The organism is Paenibacillus apis (assembly GCF_018333295.1).
GTDB classification, from domain to species: Bacteria; Bacillota; Bacilli; order Paenibacillales; family Paenibacillaceae; genus Fontibacillus; species Fontibacillus antibioticophila.
Genome location: NZ_BORS01000010.1, coordinates 19094 through 38134 on the forward strand (window position 1 = coordinate 19094; position 19041 = coordinate 38134).

Here is a 19041-nt window from a genome sequence, read left to right on the forward strand (position 1 = left end):
ATTACACTTCATGCTCCCAAGCGGCCAGCCAGGCCAGTTCTCCCTCTTGCACCTCTTCGGGCGACAGCCCTCCGCGGATCAGTTCTTCCGGAGAGAGGAGCGACAAACGCCGGTAAAAGAGGATGCCTTCTTCCCTGGTTATAGCCTGGCTCTTCAACAACCGAAAGAGTGTATCCTCCGCCTGGTCATACCTGCGAAGCTCCTCCTGATAGTCCAGAAGCAGCCGTTCGGTATCGGCAGGAAGCACATAAGGCTTCAGCAGGGTGCGCAGCTCTTCTACAGAAGCCTCCAGATTCCATAATTCACGTTGGGTGCCGTACTGGCTGGCCGCCAGGAAAAGATGCAGGGCTTTGATCTGTCTGCGAATTCCCTGATCAGGGTCTCCGGAGGAAAGAAGAATATCCCCCTCCTCCTTGACCAGCTTGGCCAAGCTTTGCAGCTTATCGGATTCGACGGCTCCTCCCGATCTCATCAGTTCCACAAGATCTCGGGCAGACAGTCCTCCGATCAGATCCGAGTTAAGCCTGAACAAACGCCGGTACAGATCATCGATCTGCCAGAGGGCGTCGATCCATTTACGCTGCTGCTTCAGGTCAAATATCTTTCCGATCATTTCCGTCATTTCTTCAATCATACGAACCAGATAATCCTTGCGCAGCATAAGCTGTCCATCCTCCCAAATCCGGCGCTTACTGAAGCCCGCTCACAAACTCCTTGATGATATCGGCGAGCCGCTGCGGCTCCTCATACATACTCATATGTCCAGCCCCATGAATAACTGCCTTGGCAACATGCTCTTTATCTGTTGTGAACGTTCTTTCCGGAGGGATAACCCCGTCTTTCTCCCCGGCGACAAGAAGTACCGGAATCGGAGCAGAGGAGAGCACATCTCTGCGGTCTTCCCGCTCACGCATCGCCATCGCCGCTCCAATGGCTCCTTGCGGTGGTGTTTTATAGCCGAGTTCCTTCACCCGGTCGACAGCCGCGGACAGCTTATCCAGCGACTTCGGAGCGAACAAACCGGGAACCAGCCCGTCAATAAAGGAGGTAATCCCTTCGGAGTTAATGGTCGCTACGGCCTTTAGGCGTTTTTCTTTAGCCTCATCACTGTCCGGATAAGCGGTAGAATGGACAAGGCCAAAGCCGCTGAGGCGGCTGTTGTACCGTTGCGCTAAAGAAAGAGCGATATATCCGCCCATGGAATGGCCGAGCACCGCATATTTCTCCACGCCAAGCGCTTCCAGCAGCAGGGCGACATCGTCCGCCATTTGTTCTATAGTATACGCGCCCAGCGGCGCATCCGAAGCCCCATGTCCGCGAAGATCCGGCATAATAACACGGAAGGAATCCGCCAACAGCGGAGCGACATTCTCCCAGTAGGCCGAGCTTCCGCAGAAGCCGTGCAACAGGACGAGAACCTCTCCTTCTCCTTGCTCTTCATAAGCGATCGTCAAGCTGCCAACTGTCACTTTCTCCATTTCAAGCCCTTCTTTCCGTTTAATTACTATTCATCTCGGATCAAACTTGCACGATTAAAAGTAAGTGTTCAAAAAGTCAGCTTTTCAGCACCGAGAAGGTTTATGGTTCTTTTCCATATCATTAAGCTTGATTAGCCTCTTTGAAACCCTTCGGCGGCTGCGAGCGCAATCTGCTCCGCCATTTGCATTACCAAATGAAGAGATGTCATCTGCAGCGTCCAGTAAGGCTTAGGACTATTGACATTAACTACGGCAGCCACACTATAGTTGCCTACCGCCGGGAGCTTTATCCCCACGGATCTCGCAGGGTGCAGCGGCTGCTCCGACACAAGGAAGGAGCCTACCGAGGCTGAGGCTCCGAGGCAAGCGTCGATAGCAATAATAATACTATCCGGCGGAATGTCGAGAATAAGACGCTCCAGATTGGCCGCATCGCATGGTTTTGGCATGGTCCCTATTACATATTTGAAGCCAAGCTCCATAAGCCGCGAGCCTACCAGCGGACCCAGCGCATCGCCGGAGGAGCGGTCGGTTCCCACACACAGAAACACGATATGCTCCCCGTGATGGCGCCGTCTTATTCCTCGAAAGAAGTCCGCCAGTTCGTCTCCGGACATTCTCTTGTAATCCGAGCCGGATGCGGACAGTTTGCGGTTATCTTCGAGCAGCATATTCTCCCCCTTCTCCTCAAGCCTTTTCCAATATCCAAGATAGTATGATTGTATCGCAAGAGTTCAGGGACCGCAAAGCATTCGGTTGTGCGATTCAGTCCATAACATGGTACAATAGCCGGGATAACACGATGAAGGGAAGAAGTGAGGAATGGATCTAAGCCAGAGAAGCCAAGAAAATGTGGAGTATATGATTGAAGCCATTAAGACCAAGCTGAAAATGGCAACCGGTGCCGCAATGAACGCTTCCGCCTTCCACGTTGGCCAATATGATGACATTATGGATATTTACGAGCTCGTTATGAACAAAGAAAGGCTCAGCATCTCCGAGGTGGAGGCGCTGGCCCAGGAACTTGGTCATCTTCGAAATAACAGCAAAGCTTAAGAGGTCGAAATCCCGGTCAGGGCATCTCGATAATCAATAGTTCAGCCGGGTCTTCACCTGTTTTGCTGATACTGATTGTTTCCTTACTTTGAATGCGGGCCGCATCTCCAGGATGCAGAGAAAATGTCTGTTTGCCGCAACTGAAGTCTGCGTGTCCCGCTATCAAAAACAGGTGTATCCGGCGTCCGTCCGGTGACAGATGAACCGGCTTCCGGTCCGTTAGAACCGGAGCATAGATCATGACGTCCTGACGGATTTGCAGCTTCTCTCCTGTACCAGCATCGCTGCTGATGACAGGCTCCATTCTGCCAACCCGCTGCTCCTTCGGAAAGCATCTATGGCTTAATTTCGGCTCCAGGCCCCGATCCTCCGGCAAAAACCACATCTGCAGATATCGCACAGGCTTATCGCCAACCGGAGCATGCTCCGAGTGGGTCACGCCCGTCCCTGCACTCAGCACCTGAAAGCTTCCTTCCTCCAGCAATTCCTCGCTGCCTGCGGACTCCAGCTTATGCAGCAGTTGTCCGGAAAGCACACAGGTTACGATTTCCAGATCCTGATGAGAGTGAGACTCCAGGCTATGTCCGGGAGCCATCCTATGATCATTCAGAACCAGCAGACAGCCAAAATGGGCATTTCCCGGGTCGTCATAGTCGGCGAAGGAAAAGCTGTATTCACTATGGACAGGGCCTTCTTTGGCCGTATGGCGCTCTGCGGAAGTTACAACTTTTATCATCCTGATCCTCCTACCTCTCTTTTAACCTCTGACTGGGATTTATATGTTTTTACCCCTATCGCCGTTCGGTTAATCAAGGAACACAAGACCGGACTAACTATCTATTCCAACACGAATGCCGCTTCCGAGCTCCCGACTTCCCATCCTTCATCATTATGAATGATCCCGCCAAACGATTCTTTCAGGCGCTGAAGCGTATCGGTATTTTGATACCCCAGCTGCCGCAGGATTTCCTGCACGATCAGGCCCCATTCCTCCTCCGAACCGTCCATGATTTTAAAGGCAATTCCAAGACGTTCTTTGCGCAAGCTGAAGGCATAGACCCCTTTGAATCCGCCCTTGGCCACGATGTTGTCGTCCTCCAGCAGCAGCGTATCAATACGGCCGCTACCGCCTACCATCTCAGGATGCTTGTTCATCGCCGCTGCAATCGACCGGGCTGCCTCAGCCGTCTGCGGATCTTCAATTCGGTCCGGGCAGGCAAGCTTCATATATGCGGTTGCCAGCGAGGAGAGCGGCAAATTGAATACAGGTAAGCCGCAGCCGTCCGTGGCAAGCCGGATGTCCTCCGCAGGATAATCAGCCAAATCCGCAAGCACCGCCAATATTTCCCTTTGAACCGGATGTGCCGGGTCGTTATAGTGATCCTGCGTCATGGAGGCCATCTTGCAATAGGCCTGAATCCCAAGATGCTTACCGGAGCAGTTATGATACAGCTTTCTTGAACCTCCGCCTTCACGCAGCAACCGGGATCGCGCCTCTCTGTCCAACGGCAGGGCAGAAGCACACACTAATCTCTGCTCCTGCAGGCCGGTCTTCCGAAGCAGGCTCTCCAGGGTCTCCACATGGGGCTGCTGGGCGCGATGGGAAGCCGTCATAATAGCAACCTCAGCTTCATTTAACCCATAATGCGGGATCAACCCGGCGCGAACCCCCGGTATCGCCTGAATCGGTTTGGCTGCCGAGCGAGTAAACACCCGAAAACGCGGATCTCCTGCCTGTTTTTTTATGGCTCCGTACTCATCAACAATACATATATGTCCATTATGGATACACTCCAGCATGCCGCCGCGATATTCCTTCACAAGCAATGCTTCCCTTATCAACGTAATCCCCTCTTTGCATTGATGTACTCCAATAACTATCCGCCACTACAGTATAGTACAGCGTCCCTCCAATCGCCACATCCCTTTGTTTCACCCCATTCCCTCACGTTTATATACCAAGTAACAGCCTGTAAATATCAAGGCGCTATATTCATTAAACTTTATATAAAAGGAGCGGATTTCCATGAACGAAGCGGAAAAAGAATACCCGGTGCATAGTAGCGCAACCTTCACGAAAGGACTTGTTATCGGTGCCTTGCTCGGTGCCGCAGCGGCCTTGCTGTGTGCTCCAAAGCCAGGACGCGAGCTTCGCAGCGATCTGTCCGAGAAACTTAGTGCTGCAACGGACAAGACCAAGGATCTGGCTGCCGTAGCTTATGATAAAGGCTCGGATTTGGCCAAGACGGCCGTGTCCAAGACAACGGATCTGGCAAAGAGTGTAAGCGACGGTGCAAGTTCGATTGTATCCAGCCTGAAGGAAGCCTCCTCGGATGTAGCAGAAGATGTGAAGAGGGAAGCGAAGGATGTATCCGAGAAAACAGAGGATACGGTAAAGGATTTGAAGAATGAAGCCATGAAGACGGCTGACGAGACCAAGCGCGAATTTGGTTCATCATCTAATTCCCTGTAACGGGGCTGTCTTTAAAAGCGCCAGCTGCCGGCTGGCGCTTTATCCGTTTTCCCGGAAAATCTACCGCCAGGAGGTACCCATGGCCCAATTGAATCCCTATGATACAAAAGAGCATCCCTTTGAGCTCCGGCATGAGGTCAAACGCCTGAACGGACGGCTGGATCAAATTGCGGATATGCTGGAAAAGTCAGAATTCAAGGATATTCTCGAAAACTATACGAACCCTAAAAAGCGTGTCATTTCTAACTTTATGGCAGGCATGTCCCGCGGATTGGGATTGAGCATCGGCACCTTTGTTGTTCTCGGTTTGCTTGGGTGGCTGCTCTCCCTATTTGTAGATCTGCCGATGGTCGGCAACTACATCAAAAATTTACAGGATTACATCCAGTCGCAGCCTTAGGCTCCATGGAACGCAATTCTTAATGAAAGGAGGCCCCTCTGATGCAAAAACAGCCGGGCAAGGAACAGATTGGCGCTTATACCGAGCGCCAGATTCATGAAGCGGATCAAGGAGAGTATCCTGGGCATAAAAGCATCAAAACCGCTGAGAACGGCTCCATGGTGAATGATATGGAGGATTTGAAGCAATTAGGTGAGGATATGGAGGAGATGCATACCTCCAGTGAGGATCACAAGCAGGGAGTTCATGTTGATCCGGAACAGTAAATGCAAAAAAACCTGAATCTCTGCCCAGGCAAGATTCAGGTTTTTTTATAAGTTTTCGTTTTTCCTTTTTGCTCTTAGCAAATCACCGGTCCAGCCTTTGGCTCGAATCCAGAAGTACATCCCGCCTGTAAGCAACAAAATAATGCCGCACATCAACGCAAACCCGACAGACCCCAAGTCGTCCCAAGGAAGACGCTGAAAATTCATTCCCCACAACGCTCCGATCACCGTGGCAGGCGTAAAGACAGAGGTCACAATGGTTAATGTCTTCATGATGTCATTTCCGCGGAAAGCAGTCACGGCATCATCAATGGAGATAAGGGTATCCATCTCTTTCTCGTAATGCTCAATCAGCTCTTGCATCCGATTCCCCCGATACAAGAACCGCAGGTAGATCGGGCTTTCTTCAATCTCCTGCAAATAAGCTTCCTTTACTGCAGCAGCGATCTCCCTGCAGGGGATGAACAAATTCGACCAGTACAGAAGCTCGAAGCGAGCGGAGATAATTTGATTCATTAAATATTTATGATTATTTTTCTGCATCGTTTCTTCAACTTCACGCAGCTTTTTTTCAAATTGATCCATGCCGGAATGCAAATAATGCATCAGCATTCGAATGATGACCAGCAGTCCTTCTGCAGCAAGCGGAGCGGATTTCAGCATATTCAGATGCCCCTGCTGCTCCAGATGCCTTCTTGTCTCATCATCCAGGTTTATCGTAATCAGCTTGTCCCTGTTGACATAGAAATGAAGCAACAGACAAGAATCTTTTTCCGGCATTTCTTCGGAATTTGTATAGAGCAGAGAACCGAACAGAACAGGTTCTCTGCCATCCGGGAAGCGAACCGTTAAATAATTGGTCTCCTGCTTTGAAATCATATCCAGCCAAGTCCGGACATCCGGATGTTCCCGGCGCAATTGTTCAATCCCAGAGGAATCTCCCTCGTCATCCTGGAGATCCAGCCATATCCAATCGTGATCCGTAGTGACTTGTTGCAGCGCTCCTATCTTCTCCAATTCCAGTCTCACCTCAGGTAAATTCAGAATTAGACATGATCAGCTTCAGCTTCTCGGTTGCCCGTTTCTGAATACGGGATACACTCATTTGCGAGACCCCAAGCTTCTGGGCGATAGCCCGTTGGGACTGCCCCTCCTGGAACGCAAGAAGAAGAACTTGCTGCTCCTGATCCTTTAGTTGACTAAGCGCCTGCTGCAAATCCATTCGTTTTTCTACCGTATCATAATCATCCGCATCGGAACTGATCAGTTCACCGAGCGTTGCGGCACTCTCCTCTTGAGATAACGGGGAGTCCAGAGATACATAGTGATAGCATTCTCGCCCTGCCAGCACTTCCACAGTCTCTTCTGCCGATAGATCAAGAAATTCTGCGATTTCCTGCACATTAGGCGATCGCTCCAGCTTAACGGTTAGTTCATCAATGGCTTGTTGAACCAATGCTCCCTTTTCCTTGATTCTTCTTGGAACCTGTATATACCAGGACTTGTCCCGAAGAAAATTCTTCATATGCCCGATCATGCTTTTCATGGCATACGGCTCAAAGGGAATTCCCATCTCGATATCATACTGCTGAAGCAAACGAATTAATGCCATTTGCCCCACTTGGTATAAGTCCTCATAGAGATCCGGGCGGTTGCGGGCGATTTTCCCTGCCGCCATCTTGACCATAGGCTCATATTTTTGAATCAGGACGGTAGCAATTTCATTGTCCTTTGTCTGCTGGTATTCCCAGATCAGACGGGTTGATTCATTCATGGACTCAGGGGGAGTCACTTTATCGGTCATACCCTTTCCTCACTCTTCACGAGGCGTCTTGTCATCACTACCTTGGTGCCTTTACCGGCTTCATTCACCACTGAAACGTCATCCATCAGCGCCTGCATTAGATAAAAGCCAAGTCCGCCAATTTGCGCATCGCTAAGATCCTTGTCATGCAGCGCCGAGCGTTCTCCCCACGACTCAAAGCTCTCCCCTTCATCCTTGACCGTAATGGACAATGCATCATTCTGAACTTCAAAGACGACCTCCATCATTCCAGCTCCACCCTTATAGGCATAGAGCACGGAATTATTACACGCTTCGGAAACAGCAACCTTCATATCCTCTATCTCCTCGTAAGAAAAACCCATCTTTGATGCAACCCCGTACAGGTTTAGCCTTACGATATCGACATACTCTGCATGTGCCGGCAAACTGATAACTATCTTCTGTACCTCATCAATCATGTGACTCTTTCCTTTCCTATTGGGTGTTCTCCTGAGCGGCAAAGAACTTGGCGATTCCCGTCATATCAAATAGTTTCTGGATTTGATCGGGTACTTCTGTTACGAGAAATCCGGCAGCCATTCCATGTCTTGTTTTGAGAATGGACAGCAGAATACCAATGCCTGTGCTGTCGATGTACTTCAAATCCTTCAGATTCATCACAAGGTCTTGCTTCTCATTTACAGCGAGAGGTTCCATTACCTGGCGGAAATCCTGTGCAACGGACAGGTCCAGTTCACCGCGCAGATACACGGTGCAGGTTCCATTCTCCACTTGCGTTGTAGCGGTAAACTTCTCATTCTTATTCATATTCATAGACACTCTCTCCTGAAATATGTTTTCTTTATAGATAACCCGCCAAGCAGGGAGTTGAATCAACCAATTCCTGCCTCTGCCTGAAAAGCATTGCTGTACTGAGTCAGCACAGCCTTGACAGAGCTTAGCTTTAACGGTTTGCTGATATAGTCATTCATCCCTGCCTCTATACAGCGCTCTCGGGTACCATCCATGACATCTGCGGTCATAGCTACGATCCACGGGCTTTTGCCCGACACCATCTGATTGGCGCAGGACCTAATCTTCTTCGTAGCGCCAATTCCATCCAGAACCGGCATCTGCAGATCCATGAAGATCATATCGAAGCCCTGCTCACTCTCCAGAGCCATTTGAACGGCCTGAAGCCCATCTTCAGCAACCTCAGTCTCATATCCCAGCTTGCGCAGCATACTGACCATAAGGCGCTGGTTAACCGGGTGATCATCCACCACCAGCATCGTGCTTTTAGGCGAAGAGGATCTGGCGACGGCTGTCTCCAGCGCAGCTGATGATGAATCATTCGTCTCTTCCTGAAAACGGGATACCTCGATGTTGAAGACAAAGGTCGCCCCCTTCTCTTCCAGCAATTCAGCTCGAATGCTCCCGCCCATCAGATGCACCAGGGTCTGGCAGATCGCAAGCCCCAGGCCTGTCCCGCCATATTTTCTCGTCATCGAAGAGTCCACCTGGGAGAAGGGCTGGAACAGACGCTCGATTTTGTCGGGGGCAATTCCAATGCCTGTGTCCTTTACCGTAAACTCGATGATATGACTATTCCCTCGAGTCTCCTGCATCGTAACAAGCAAATAAATCCCGCCCTGATCCGTGAATTTGATACTGTTGGCGATCAGATTTATCAGCACCTGGCGCAATCGGCCCATATCTCCGAACAGCACAGGCGGAACCTGGTCATCGATGAAATGGACCAGCTCCAATCCCTTTTTCCCCGCTTCCACCGAAAAGAGGCTGATCACTTCCTTAATCACCGAGCTTAGCTCAAACGGAGTCTCCTCAAGCTCCATCTTGCCGGACTCCATCTTCGTAAAGTCGAGAATATCATTTATAATGGCGACCAATGTATCCGCACTGTTGCGGATGATCTCGGCATACTCCATCTGCTCGCCCTTCAGCTCCGTCTCCATGAGCAGATCGATCATTCCGATGACTCCGTTCATCGGGGTCCGAATCTCATGGCTCATCATTGCCAGAAATTCCGTCTTGGCTTTAGCTGCAATTTCAGCCTCTTCCTTGGCCTGAACGAGCTCCTCGTTAATTCGCTCAAGCTCCATCGTCTTTTGCTGAAGCAATGCGCTCTGGGTCTTCAAACGCTGGTTCGTCAAATACATATCGACAAAAGCGTCAATTTTTGAGCGGAGGATCTGCGGAATGAACGGCTTGACCATATAGTCAATGGCTCCCGCAGAGTACCCGGCAAATAAATGCTCCGCTTCCTTGCTGTTCGCTGAAATAAAAATGATCGGTATGTCCTTCGTGCGGTCTCTTGCCTTAATCAGCTTGGCTGTCTCGATGCCATCCAGCCCGGGCATCTGAACATCGAGTACAATAACGGCAAAGTCGTCCTTGAGCAGACGTCTCAAGGCTTCCTCGCCCGAGGTTGCTTTGACCAGTTCGTAATGCTCGCTTTCCAGAACCGCTTCCAAGGCCATCAGGTTCTCGGGACGGTCGTCAACCAGCAAGATATGAATGGACTCTTGGATTTCCATAGCATCCTCCCGTAGAGTTCATTTTATTTTCCGATAGATTTTCTCCACCCGGTCCAGCGGCTCATAACTATCCGAATAGTCTGTAAAATGAATGGATTCTTTCGCACCTAATACCAGAACGCCAAAATGACTGAGACTCTCATGAAACAGCGAATGCACCCGATTACGCAATTCATCATCGAAGTAAATCATCACATTTCGGCAGAAAATGACATTAAACTCATTGAACGAGCGGTCTGTAGCCAGATTGTGCTCTGCAAAAATCATGTTCTTGCGAAGAAACGGATTGAAAATGACAGAATTATACCTTGCCGAGTAATAATCCGAAAAAGATCGGGTGCCTCCGGCCTCCAGATAGTTTTTCGTGTACTGCTTCATCTTCTGAATGCCGAATATCCCTTCCTTGGCGAGCTGAAGCGATCTGGCATTCATATCCGTCGCATAAATTCTGGATTTCTCATAGAGTCCTTCTTCATGAAGGATGATGGCCGTCGAGTATACTTCCTCGCCCGTAGAACAGCCAGCATGCCAGATGCGGATATAGGGATAGGTTCTGAGAATCGGCACGACCTTTTCCCGGAACACTTTGAACAGCGGAGGATCTCTGAACATTTCAGTAACAGGGATCGAAAGGCTGTAGACAAGCCTTTCGAAGGCATACCGATCATGCAGCACCTTTTCCTGAAGCCCGGATATTGTTAATACATGCTCAGCATGCACCTGGTGCCAGATCCGACGGCGCAGAGAAGGAAGGGCATAGTTGCGGAAATCATAGCCGTAAAGACGGTGAACCCCCTCCAACAATAGCTCAATTTCCAGAAGCTCTACCTCTTTGTCAACCGTGGGTATGAATGTATCATTATCCGAAAAATCACTAGGTGCCATAAATTCATCTCCGATATTGAAATTCTCGTCCTCGTCCTTAAGTTCAACTTATATATTACTCTTTACCCATTATCTACACTACGAATACAGCCACACACGCATCAACGAGAGAAGCTGATCCGTCTGAATAGGCTTCTTCACATAATCGGAAGCACCTGCTTCGATACACTTGAAGCGGTCATCCTTCATCGCCTTTGCGGTCAAGGCAATGATCGGCAGTTTGTTGAATTCCGGCATTTGCCGAATTTGCCTCATCGCCTCATAGCCGTCCATTTCCGGCATCATCATATCCATCAGGACAAGATCAATATCCCCGTTCTCCTGCAGCATTTCAATGGCCTCACGGCCATTTTCCGCATAGATCACATCCATCCGGTACCCTTCCAGAACACTGGAGAGCGCGAAAACATTCCGCACGTCATCATCCACCAGCAGAATCTTCTTGCCTTCGAACAGCTCTTCTTTATTATGAAGCTTCTGCAGTATCCGCCGTTTATCCTCCGGCAAATCCGCCTCAACGCGATGGAGGAACAGGGTCGTCTCATCCAGAAGCCGCTCCGGAGATTTTACGTCCTTGATAATGATAGACTCCGCATATTTCCGAAGCCGGGTCTCCTCCTGCTTGTCCAGATCCTTGCCTGTATAAATGATGATCGGCAGATCCCTCAGATCCTCATCGTCACGAATTTGATCAAGCAGGTCAAATCCGGTAATATCGCTCAGCATAAGGTCCAGCACCATACAGTCATAGCGCTTCTCGCGCAATTCCCTAAGCGCCTCGCCGCCGGTCGACACAGCCGTAATGATAACATCATCATGACCGATCAGTTCGATGATCGAATTACGCTGGACATCGTCGTCCTCAACAACCAGCAGATGCTTCAGACTCTTCTCCGTGAAGGACTCAATGTCTGTAAAGGCCTGCTCCAAATGTTCGCGGTCGGATGGCTTTCTCAGGAACGCAATCGCCCCCATCATCAACCCATGCTTCGCCTCATCCACGACAGAAATCACATGGACGGGAATATGCCGGGTTTCTGCATTCCCCTTCAGTTCATTCAGAATCGACCAGCCATCGATTACAGGTAACTGGATGTCCAGAATGATCGCATCCGGAATGTACTTCTTGGCCATGTTCAGTCCGATATCCCCTTGAACTGCCACCAGCGTCTTGAAGCCGTGGGCGCGGGACATGTCCAGCAGAATTTTAGCAAATTGAACATCGTCTTCAACAATGAGCATCCATTTCCCGCCCGCTTCTTCAAGCTGCTCTCGATCATCGTTTAACGGATTGTCAATGACAACCTGATGCTCGACAGGACGGGCAAAGCTGCTCTTAGGATAGAACGGGCTCACGGTCGAACTGGTCGTCACTGCCGCCTCCTGCTCAGCCAGAAACAGATGAGACGGGGCCTCTTTAGGCAAGTATAGGCTGAAGGTGCTTCCTTCCCCCTCTACAGAGGTCACGTCGATTCTTCCTCCCAGCAAACCGGCAAGGCCCTGGCTAATAGATAGTCCCAGACCTGTACCGCCATATTTGCGGCTCGTCGTTCCATCCACCTGCTGGAACGCTTCGAATATGATATCCATTTTATCCGGAGGAATACCAATACCCGTATCCTTAATCGAGAGCTTTAAGTATTCCCGCTCCTTGTCCAGACCGTACGGAAGCTCTTCTCTCTTAGCGGACTGAATAATCAGCGATACCGTTCCCTGCATGGTAAACTTAAACGCATTCGACAGCAAGTTGCGCAATATTTGCTTCACACGGTGTCCGTCCGTCACAATTTCTCTTGGGACACTGCTCTCCACTTCGGTAGACAGCGTGATATTTTTGCTCAATGCAACCGGCTCAAAATTCTGGCTGACAAACCGCGTTACTTCTTCCAGCTTCACGGTTTCCCGGCTGATCTCCATCTTGCCGGCATCAACCTTGGACAGATCAAGGATTTCATCGATCATCTTCAACAGATCGGCACCGGACATATGGATCGTCTGGGCGTATTCAATCTGCTTGGCGGATAGATTATCCTCTTTATTCTCATACAGAAGCTGGGACAAAATCAGCAGACTGTTCAACGGAGTGCGCAGCTCATGGGACATATTCGCTAAAAATTCCGACTTATATTTACTCGTAACTGCCAGTTGAGCGGCATGCCGTTCCAATTCACTCTTGGTCTGCTCGATTTCCCTGTTCTTCTCTTCCACTTCTTGAACCTGTTCCTCAAGCGCTCTTGTCTTGGCAATTAATTCCGTATTAAAATGCTCCAGTTCCTCCTGTTGACGCTGAAGCAGCTCTTCCGAGCGTTTGAGCGCCACCGTCTGCTTCTCCATGCTTTCATTCGATCGGCGCAGCTCCTCCTGCTGGGACTGAAGCTCCTCCGACTGAACCTGCAATTCTTCGGTCAGCGCCTGCGATTCTCTGAGCAGTTCCTCCACCCGCAGCCGGCGGTTAATATTGTTCAGAATGATGCCCAGGTTGTCCGCCAGTCCTGCCAGCAATTCCTCCTGCGCCGCAGAGAATCCCTCAAAGCTTGCAAATTCCAGTACGGCCAATACTTCATCCTCAAAAACCGCCGGGTAAATTCGAATGTGGTTCGGAGGAGCTTCGCCAAGAGCAGAACGAACCGAAATATACTGTTCCGGCGCCTTATTTAGCGAAATCGGCTTTTTATCCAGCGCAACCTGGCCTACAAGGCCCTCGCCAATATGGAAGGTCGGCGGCGCATCAAGCTCACCTTGGCCCCCATAAGCAGCCATCAGCATAAGCTTGTCTGGATCCATCTGCTCCTGCTTGAGATAGATGGCCCCATATAGCGCCCCTAAAACAGGAGTAAACTCACTGACAAACATCTGAGAAATCTGCTGCAGTGAATTGACGCCATGGAGCAGCTCCGTTACCCGAGCCAAATTCGAATTCACCCAGGCCTGATTCTGCTGAATCTCCAGATATTTCTGCTCCGCGGCCTGCTTTTCCTCCAGATCCCGAGACATCTCCTGAAAGATCACAGCTACCTCTCCGATTTCATCCTTGGTCCCCACAGGTACCCGTTGAATTGCATTAAGCTCACCCCTGCCAAAATACTGCATCATGGCGTTTACACTGCCGAGTCCTCGAGCGATACTTGGCAAGACCCACAGAATAATGGCAAGTCCCAGCAGCAGGCCAACTGCCATAGTAGCTGTTGTCAATTGAATGGATCTTTCATAAGCCGCATTGGCAGAGGCGAGGGCTTCGTCAATTTTTACATCGTAAAAATCCCTCATATCATTCAGCTTATCAAGCAAATTATCCTGGATGTCCTGACCGGCGCCTAATCTGAGATTGATTGCCTGTTCAAACTGCTTATTGTTGAGCAACGACACAACCTGATTCTTGTAATCATTAAAAAGATCGATCTGCCTGTCGACTTCTCCAATTATCCGCTGCTCATCGACCTCGCTCATCTTATCTCTGATCGAATCATAATATCGGAAGGCCTCTTCCATCTTGCTTTCCAGCTTTGGAAGCTGGGATTCAATTAAGGAGTCCTCGGGCTCCTGCAGAAGGTTGGTCAGAATGCGAGCCACATCATTGAATTCACCCCGCATACTGGTTGCTTCTTTAATAATGGTATAGTGGTTTGAATAGATTACATCCAGTTCCTCGTTCATATACTTCAATCTGTCGTAGCTGATAAACGTCAGCACGAGCAGAATGGCCATCAGTGAACTGAAGCCGATTACAAGCTTATTCCTTATCTTCATCCTTGCTCGTTTCCTCCCTCTAATGTAATCCATACCATACACTTGTCATCCTCACGGTCTTGAGGCTGTTCCTCTGCAAACATTAGCTCCCTCATATTTTCCTTGGGAAACGCATGATCTCCTGCAAGCTGACGCTCCAGCCAATCCAATTGTTCTTCCTGGGCTCCATCAACACTTTCGGTTAATCCGTCCGTGTAGAGAACCAGATGACCCTTACCTTCATAGGTTATCGTCTGTGTAGGAGCTTCTATTTTGTCGAACAGGCCGACAGGCGGGCATACCGTCCCCAGCTTCACTACTTCCCCATTCTCCTTGTAGAACAAGCCCGGGGGATGTCCTGCATTTACATAATCTATTTTTTTGTAGCGGGTATCAATAACCAGATAGATGGCGGTGAAATAATACTGTACAAGTTGATTGTCAATATAGAGCATATTAAATCGCCGGTTCAGCTCTTGAATGACCTTCTCCGGTTCCACATAGGTGCTTACCGTATCCTTCAGAACAGAAGCAATAAACATGCAGAACAACGACGAAGAAATCCCATGTCCCATCATATCCAGCAAAATCACACCATATCTGCCCTCTCCAAGGGAATACCACGAGTAGAGGTCACCCGCCAATTCAAAGGACGGCTTATAGAGTGCATCAATTTTGAAGAGCGGATCGGAAATCGGCAAGCTCAGCACTGCGTTTTGTATCAAGGCAGCGAGCTTTAGCTCCTCCTGAATTCTTTGATCACGCTCTTTATGCCAATCCTTCTCCTGCTTCAGACGTAAAGCCGAACGGATTCTGGCCATGAGTTCCACTTTGTTGATCGGTTTCGTGACATAATCGACCGCTCCGGCATCCAGCGCTTCGGCAAGCTTCTTGGAATCACCAACCGCTGTAACCATGATGACGGGAATATCCTTCATTCTTTCTCTTTGCTGCAGCAGACGGCAGGCTGAGATTCCATCCATCTCCGGCATCATCATATCCAATAAAATCAGATCCACATCTGATTTTGAGGCTGGACTTGAAGGGGAAACATCATCGTAGTAGCCCAGCCGTTCCAGCATTTCTCCGGCCGAATTCATGGACTCCGTATTTCGATAGCCCTCTTTCTTCAATATCTCGCGAATAATAATAATGTTGGTAGGATTGTCATCAACGATCAAAATTTTCATATTCTTCTCCTCAAAATCACTTGAATTAAGATAAGCTTCATTCCATTTTCAGCGCCAGCATCCATTTCCCTTTATTTCTGGGTGAATTTATAGGGTATAGATTAAAACGTAGATAAGGAATGGGGACTCGTCCCATTCCTTATCTATGCTTTAATCTGCTAGGTTATCGGCATGCTGTATGCCTGATCAGGATCTTCTTGCAATAACCAATACTTTGCCGAGATCCAGTTCCTTCTCATAAAAAGCGGCTTCCGCCTCTGTAAAGCCCAGTGCTTCTATTGTCGCACGAAGCTCATCTCCACGCGAACGGAATAAGTTGGCAATGGAAGTGAACACGCCCTCTTCCTTGATCCCGATGCCGCCTGCATCAGCCGCCTCGGTAATCCGGTCCGTCCTATCCTGATTATGGGCCAGAACATGAATATCTTCCTTGCGATACCCGGCAGCGTGAAGCTCGTGAACCGTCTCTACAGCCTGCACACCATTTTGCACAACTTTGGCATATGCTTTGTTATCGATTATGCTCATCGTTTCTCGCTCCTTTGTAGTTAAGTTCGAGTTCAAAAAGTCAACCTCTTCAAGAGGGGATATCCTTCAATCATTACCCATCCCTATCCCTCATGAAACAGTATCGTCGAACAGATCCGCTGCAATGATAGAGCCTGAGTCATCACGAAAGAGCTTAAGCGCCGAATATCCCCGGATATAGACATCCCCATCCTCAGCTATGAAATCCGGCTCGCCCAAATAATAGCGAAGCCAGAATTCCTTTAACGGAATGACAATCCCGTTCAGGACGATCTCGTCCGGCCGTTTATCTCTACTTATATAATAGATGCTTTCCTCATACATTCCGACTACGAGGCTTCCATACCGATACTCCGTAAATCCGGTATAGGGATCTCTAATCGCCGAATCGGCCTCGCCTAATTTTGTAGTGACATCCTCGAGGCCATCCGCCAAAGAGATCCCGTCGAAGGTCGAGAAGGTCTCCAGCTGCATATTAGGCGAGGCGTCCGGCACATGCATATCCGGCGTCCCCCCGGCCCAGGGGGAGAGAAGACTCCATAGAAGCAAAGTAATCTGTATCATTCTTCTCACCCTTTCAGCAAGTTGGTTGGACGAACGAGGACATCCTCAGCTTACTGCTGCAACCGCTATGCGCGGTACTTTTGCCAGACGCCGGCTGCTATGTCTACCCATTTCATCCAGCCAGGAACAGCGGCAGCGGATGAAGCGGGGGCGGCATAGGCTGTCGCTTCAGGCGGAATCTCGCTGCCCGTTACTACAGGTACCGTATTGCTGCTGACTTTGGATGACTTGCTTTTGGAAGGACTTTTAATTTTATCGATCAGTGCCGTGGATACCTGCTTCGTTGCTAAAGTAACCTCATTCAGAATTTCGCCGACGTTCTTCACGGATTCCAGTACAGGATCGATTTGCTCCATCTTATGTTGAAGATCGCCTGTAATCTGATTGGCCTGTCTGACCACGCTCTTCACTTCATAACTCAATTCATCGATTGTCTTTTGAACTTCTTGCAAGGTCTGTGTTGTTTTGTCCAATGAATTTTCGGCCGCTTTTAAGGTTTTGACCAGGAACACCACCAGTACGGCAAAAGCCACCGCGATCACTGCGACACTAATTTCCCAAATCATTCAAGTTCCCCTCTTTCTGTCCGGTTTCTGCCTTCGTTAATGGATAGTTACCCTGACCCAGCAAGCCCGAAACAAACCCACACCCCTTGTTATACTAAGGTTTTCCAGTCTGTTTCAAGCCAAATTGCAGAGGTTAATGGTAGCTACAAGCTCGAGGGGCTATGTATAATTCAGCCGCCCCTATATACACACTATACCTTATTTTATTATGAAAAGGAGATGGATCTCATGTTGAGATGGGCTTTGATTTTTCTGGTAATCGCACTCATCGCTGGCATTTTCGGATTCTTCAATATTGTAGCGGCTGCCGCTTCCGTGGCTAAGGTTCTATTCTTTGTCTTTATCGTTCTGTTTGTCATATCCTTGATTACCGGGCGCCGTCGATCGATGTAACATTCGTATCACCCGCTTCTAAATTTATAAAAAGGCCTTGGCACACGCATATCGTTTATGCGGCGCCAAGGCCTTTCTATTGTAAATCATATTAATTTAAGATAACGGGCCACCTCAAGCCAATCCAGCGAGAACTTGAGCTTGATCGATTTGCCGAGAAAATCGATTTCTTGTACTTTGACCACATCAGGAAGATATTCCTGCAGATCAATCGCTACCGGTTCAAGTCCTAAATTCTCAGGAGGCAAGGAGATGCCTTTTACAGCCAACGATTCCGGATAAAGTTCAAGCTGTCCCGAACTGTAGTTCAATCTAAAGCTGGCTGAGACTGCCGCATCAAGAAATCCCCGGGTCACATTCAGCTCGGAAGTGATCTGATTCCCGTAGAGCCGAAAATCCGCTCCGGTCACTTCCACTGGGAGTGTATGTGCCGCCAGATATTCAACCAGCTCCTTCTTGGCCAGCTGATTCACTTCCTGTTCCGTAAGAATGATCTCCGCACGTCTCGTCTCTGCCATCCCTTGAAGCTTATCCTCCCAGGATATATTCGTATACGACAAGGTATGCTGCTCCGTCGGCCGGATATAGAGTATTACGCTTGTGATGAGCACAACCAGCAGAAGAAGAAAAAGTCCGATGAACAGCCTGCTTTTCGACAATCGTAGTCCTCCCTTATCTAAATATTTTTAATTTAATGATTCTTTGGCTGCTTGTCTGTGTATTACATAAATAGACTAGTAACTACTAACCGATTCAGAGGAGGAGAAGCTTTATGAAAAAGTTTACCGCCATTTCCGCATCCCTTATTCTGGCCGCTGCACTCGGAACATCCGCTTCCGCTGCTACATTAGAGGAGCCAGTAGTTCCAGTTCTGGAAGAACCCATCATTGAAGCAGGGGATGTCTTCTTTGCTCCAAATCCGATTACCCTTCTAGAGATTACTTATTTCTACAATGCACCCAGCGGGTCGGCAATTAGCGCGCTTGCACCGCAGGACGTTCATCCGACTGGCGAAGTTCTTGGAGACTGGGTTGAAATCTATACTTGGCTCGGTAAAGCCTGGATCAATGTTCCCGGCTATATTCCATCCTACTTCTAATTTATAAGAGAATACCAGAACTTCCGCACTCAAACAAGATCGCTCTACGAACAGGATATCCCTGCCGCAGAGCGATTTTGTTGTGGAATGAATT

At 49.1% G+C, this 19041-nt stretch carries 23 protein-coding genes; 6 read left to right on the forward strand and 17 right to left on the reverse strand.

What is annotated here, in order from left to right; genetic code table 11:
• Position 1: 1 nt before the first annotated feature.
• The 3 genes from KI362_RS15010 to yyaC form a co-directional block, all read right to left on the reverse strand.
• Complete coding sequence (locus tag KI362_RS15010) at positions 2 to 661, reverse strand: DUF6483 family protein (protein ID WP_301628229.1); 660 nt, start codon at positions 659 to 661, stop codon at positions 2 to 4.
• A 28-nt stretch (positions 662 to 689) separates the two neighbouring features.
• Complete coding sequence (locus KI362_RS15015; RefSeq protein ID WP_301628231.1) at positions 690 to 1478, reverse strand: alpha/beta fold hydrolase; 789 nt, start codon at positions 1476 to 1478, stop codon at positions 690 to 692.
• A gap of 131 nt (positions 1479 to 1609) precedes the next feature.
• Positions 1610 to 2149, reverse strand: coding sequence for a spore protease YyaC (gene yyaC / locus KI362_RS15020; RefSeq protein WP_044482224.1), 540 nt, complete (start codon positions 2147 to 2149; stop codon positions 1610 to 1612).
• A gap of 151 nt (positions 2150 to 2300) precedes the next feature.
• Between yyaC and KI362_RS15025 the strand changes: the two genes are divergently transcribed.
• Positions 2301 to 2534 carry a DUF1128 domain-containing protein gene (locus KI362_RS15025; protein WP_044482225.1) on the forward strand — a complete coding sequence of 78 codons (234 nt, stop codon included), beginning with the start codon at positions 2301 to 2303 and terminating at the stop codon, positions 2532 to 2534.
• Between the two features lie 16 nt (positions 2535 to 2550).
• Here the strand turns inward: KI362_RS15025 and KI362_RS15030 are convergent, their stop codons facing one another.
• The gene (locus KI362_RS15030) at positions 2551 to 3270 is read right to left on the reverse strand and encodes a pirin family protein (protein WP_301628234.1); all 720 of its coding nucleotides are present in this window, start codon (positions 3268 to 3270) and stop codon (positions 2551 to 2553) included.
• Between the two features lie 101 nt (positions 3271 to 3371).
• Positions 3372 to 4373 (reverse strand): asparaginase, encoded by a 1002-nt coding sequence (locus KI362_RS15035; protein WP_301628524.1) that lies wholly within the window; start codon positions 4371 to 4373, stop codon positions 3372 to 3374.
• Positions 4374 to 4560: 187 nt separating this feature from the next.
• Here KI362_RS15035 and KI362_RS15040 point away from each other — a divergent pair, with 187 nt between their 5' ends.
• The 3 genes from KI362_RS15040 to KI362_RS15050 all read left to right on the forward strand — a co-directional run bounded on the left by KI362_RS15040 (position 4561) and on the right by KI362_RS15050 (position 5673).
• The gene (locus tag KI362_RS15040) at positions 4561 to 5007 is read left to right on the forward strand and encodes a YtxH domain-containing protein (protein ID WP_301628235.1); all 447 of its coding nucleotides are present in this window, start codon (positions 4561 to 4563) and stop codon (positions 5005 to 5007) included.
• A gap of 79 nt (positions 5008 to 5086) precedes the next feature.
• Positions 5087 to 5407, forward strand: coding sequence for a DUF5665 domain-containing protein (locus KI362_RS15045; protein ID WP_301628237.1), 321 nt, complete (start codon positions 5087 to 5089; stop codon positions 5405 to 5407).
• A 41-nt stretch (positions 5408 to 5448) separates the two neighbouring features.
• Positions 5449 to 5673, forward strand: coding sequence for a hypothetical protein (locus KI362_RS15050; protein WP_301628239.1), 225 nt, complete (start codon positions 5449 to 5451; stop codon positions 5671 to 5673).
• A 45-nt stretch (positions 5674 to 5718) separates the two neighbouring features.
• Here KI362_RS15050 and KI362_RS15055 read toward each other — a convergent pair whose 3' ends face one another.
• The 11 genes from KI362_RS15055 to KI362_RS15105 all read right to left on the reverse strand — a co-directional run bounded on the left by KI362_RS15055 (position 5719) and on the right by KI362_RS15105 (position 17455).
• Positions 5719 to 6702 carry a magnesium transporter CorA family protein gene (locus KI362_RS15055; protein ID WP_301628241.1) on the reverse strand — a complete coding sequence of 328 codons (984 nt, stop codon included), beginning with the start codon at positions 6700 to 6702 and terminating at the stop codon, positions 5719 to 5721.
• 1 nt (position 6703) lies between these two features.
• The gene (locus KI362_RS15060; protein WP_044482230.1) at positions 6704 to 7477 is read right to left on the reverse strand and encodes a sigma-70 family RNA polymerase sigma factor; all 774 of its coding nucleotides are present in this window, start codon (positions 7475 to 7477) and stop codon (positions 6704 to 6706) included.
• Positions 7474 to 7917 (reverse strand): anti-sigma B factor RsbW, encoded by a 444-nt coding sequence (rsbW, locus tag KI362_RS15065; RefSeq protein ID WP_301628243.1) that lies wholly within the window; start codon positions 7915 to 7917, stop codon positions 7474 to 7476. Before rsbW ends, KI362_RS15060 begins: the two co-directional genes overlap by 4 nt.
• A 16-nt stretch (positions 7918 to 7933) precedes the next feature.
• Positions 7934 to 8272 (reverse strand): STAS domain-containing protein, encoded by a 339-nt coding sequence (locus KI362_RS15070; protein WP_301628244.1) that lies wholly within the window; start codon positions 8270 to 8272, stop codon positions 7934 to 7936.
• A gap of 59 nt (positions 8273 to 8331) precedes the next feature.
• Positions 8332 to 9996, reverse strand: coding sequence for a response regulator (locus KI362_RS15075; protein WP_301628246.1), 1665 nt, complete (start codon positions 9994 to 9996; stop codon positions 8332 to 8334).
• 18 nt (positions 9997 to 10014) lie between these two features.
• Positions 10015 to 10881 carry a CheR family methyltransferase gene (locus KI362_RS15080; protein ID WP_301628248.1) on the reverse strand — a complete coding sequence of 289 codons (867 nt, stop codon included), beginning with the start codon at positions 10879 to 10881 and terminating at the stop codon, positions 10015 to 10017.
• A 78-nt stretch (positions 10882 to 10959) separates the two neighbouring features.
• On the reverse strand, positions 10960 to 14628 hold the full coding sequence (locus KI362_RS15085) for a response regulator (protein WP_301628250.1): 3669 nt from the start codon (positions 14626 to 14628) through the stop codon (positions 10960 to 10962).
• On the reverse strand, positions 14625 to 15797 hold the full coding sequence (locus tag KI362_RS15090) for a fused response regulator/phosphatase (protein ID WP_301628253.1): 1173 nt from the start codon (positions 15795 to 15797) through the stop codon (positions 14625 to 14627). Before KI362_RS15090 ends, KI362_RS15085 begins: the two co-directional genes overlap by 4 nt.
• A gap of 186 nt (positions 15798 to 15983) precedes the next feature.
• Entirely contained in the window at positions 15984 to 16325 is a 342-nt protein-coding gene (locus KI362_RS15095) for a general stress protein (protein ID WP_301628255.1), read from the reverse strand.
• Positions 16326 to 16415: 90 nt separating this feature from the next.
• Positions 16416 to 16889, reverse strand: coding sequence for a hypothetical protein (locus tag KI362_RS15100; protein WP_301628256.1), 474 nt, complete (start codon positions 16887 to 16889; stop codon positions 16416 to 16418).
• Positions 16890 to 16954: 65 nt separating this feature from the next.
• Complete coding sequence (locus KI362_RS15105; RefSeq protein ID WP_044482238.1) at positions 16955 to 17455, reverse strand: DUF948 domain-containing protein; 501 nt, start codon at positions 17453 to 17455, stop codon at positions 16955 to 16957.
• A 228-nt stretch (positions 17456 to 17683) separates the two neighbouring features.
• On the opposite strand from KI362_RS15105, the gene KI362_RS15110 reads away from it, so the two are divergent.
• Positions 17684 to 17848 (forward strand): DUF1328 domain-containing protein, encoded by a 165-nt coding sequence (locus KI362_RS15110; protein WP_044482239.1) that lies wholly within the window; start codon positions 17684 to 17686, stop codon positions 17846 to 17848.
• A gap of 86 nt (positions 17849 to 17934) precedes the next feature.
• Here KI362_RS15110 and KI362_RS15115 read toward each other — a convergent pair whose 3' ends face one another.
• Entirely contained in the window at positions 17935 to 18507 is a 573-nt protein-coding gene (locus tag KI362_RS15115) for a hypothetical protein (protein WP_301628259.1), read from the reverse strand.
• A 113-nt stretch (positions 18508 to 18620) separates the two neighbouring features.
• Between KI362_RS15115 and KI362_RS15120 the strand changes: the two genes are divergently transcribed.
• Positions 18621 to 18947, forward strand: a complete 327-nt coding sequence (locus KI362_RS15120; protein ID WP_044482241.1) for a hypothetical protein — start codon at positions 18621 to 18623, stop codon at positions 18945 to 18947.
• Positions 18948 to 19041: the final 94 nt, after the last annotated feature.

Bases quoted from the DNA above. Each gene is read 5' to 3' on its own strand.
- KI362_RS15095 (WP_301628255.1), bottom strand. From the start codon at position 16,325: ATGAGCATAATCGATAACAAAGCATATGCCAAAGTTGTGCAAAATGGT.
- KI362_RS15045 (WP_301628237.1), top strand. From the start codon at position 5,087: ATGGCCCAATTGAATCCCTATGATACAAAAGAGCATCCCTTTGAGCTC.
- KI362_RS15110 (WP_044482239.1), top strand. From the start codon at position 17,684: ATGTTGAGATGGGCTTTGATTTTTCTGGTAATCGCACTCATCGCTGGC.
- KI362_RS15060 (WP_044482230.1), bottom strand. From the start codon at position 7,477: ATGACCGATAAAGTGACTCCCCCTGAGTCCATGAATGAATCAACCCGT.
- KI362_RS15100 (WP_301628256.1), bottom strand. From the start codon at position 16,889: ATGATACAGATTACTTTGCTTCTATGGAGTCTTCTCTCCCCCTGGGCC.
- KI362_RS15015 (WP_301628231.1), bottom strand. From the start codon at position 1,478: ATGGAGAAAGTGACAGTTGGCAGCTTGACGATCGCTTATGAAGAGCAA.
- KI362_RS15030 (WP_301628234.1), bottom strand. From the start codon at position 3,270: ATGATAAAAGTTGTAACTTCCGCAGAGCGCCATACGGCCAAAGAAGGC.
- KI362_RS15025 (WP_044482225.1), top strand. From the start codon at position 2,301: ATGGATCTAAGCCAGAGAAGCCAAGAAAATGTGGAGTATATGATTGAA.
- KI362_RS15090 (WP_301628253.1), bottom strand. From the start codon at position 15,797: ATGAAAATTTTGATCGTTGATGACAATCCTACCAACATTATTATTATT.
- KI362_RS15075 (WP_301628246.1), bottom strand. From the start codon at position 9,996: ATGGAAATCCAAGAGTCCATTCATATCTTGCTGGTTGACGACCGTCCC.
- KI362_RS15040 (WP_301628235.1), top strand. From the start codon at position 4,561: ATGAACGAAGCGGAAAAAGAATACCCGGTGCATAGTAGCGCAACCTTC.
- yyaC (WP_044482224.1), bottom strand. From the start codon at position 2,149: ATGCTGCTCGAAGATAACCGCAAACTGTCCGCATCCGGCTCGGATTAC.
- KI362_RS15085 (WP_301628250.1), bottom strand. From the start codon at position 14,628: ATGAAGATAAGGAATAAGCTTGTAATCGGCTTCAGTTCACTGATGGCC.
- KI362_RS15010 (WP_301628229.1), bottom strand. From the start codon at position 661: ATGCTGCGCAAGGATTATCTGGTTCGTATGATTGAAGAAATGACGGAA.
- KI362_RS15080 (WP_301628248.1), bottom strand. From the start codon at position 10,881: ATGGCACCTAGTGATTTTTCGGATAATGATACATTCATACCCACGGTT.
- KI362_RS15120 (WP_044482241.1), top strand. From the start codon at position 18,621: ATGAAAAAGTTTACCGCCATTTCCGCATCCCTTATTCTGGCCGCTGCA.
- KI362_RS15105 (WP_044482238.1), bottom strand. From the start codon at position 17,455: ATGATTTGGGAAATTAGTGTCGCAGTGATCGCGGTGGCTTTTGCCGTA.
- KI362_RS15070 (WP_301628244.1), bottom strand. From the start codon at position 8,272: ATGAATATGAATAAGAATGAGAAGTTTACCGCTACAACGCAAGTGGAG.
- KI362_RS15050 (WP_301628239.1), top strand. From the start codon at position 5,449: ATGCAAAAACAGCCGGGCAAGGAACAGATTGGCGCTTATACCGAGCGC.
- rsbW (WP_301628243.1), bottom strand. From the start codon at position 7,917: ATGATTGATGAGGTACAGAAGATAGTTATCAGTTTGCCGGCACATGCA.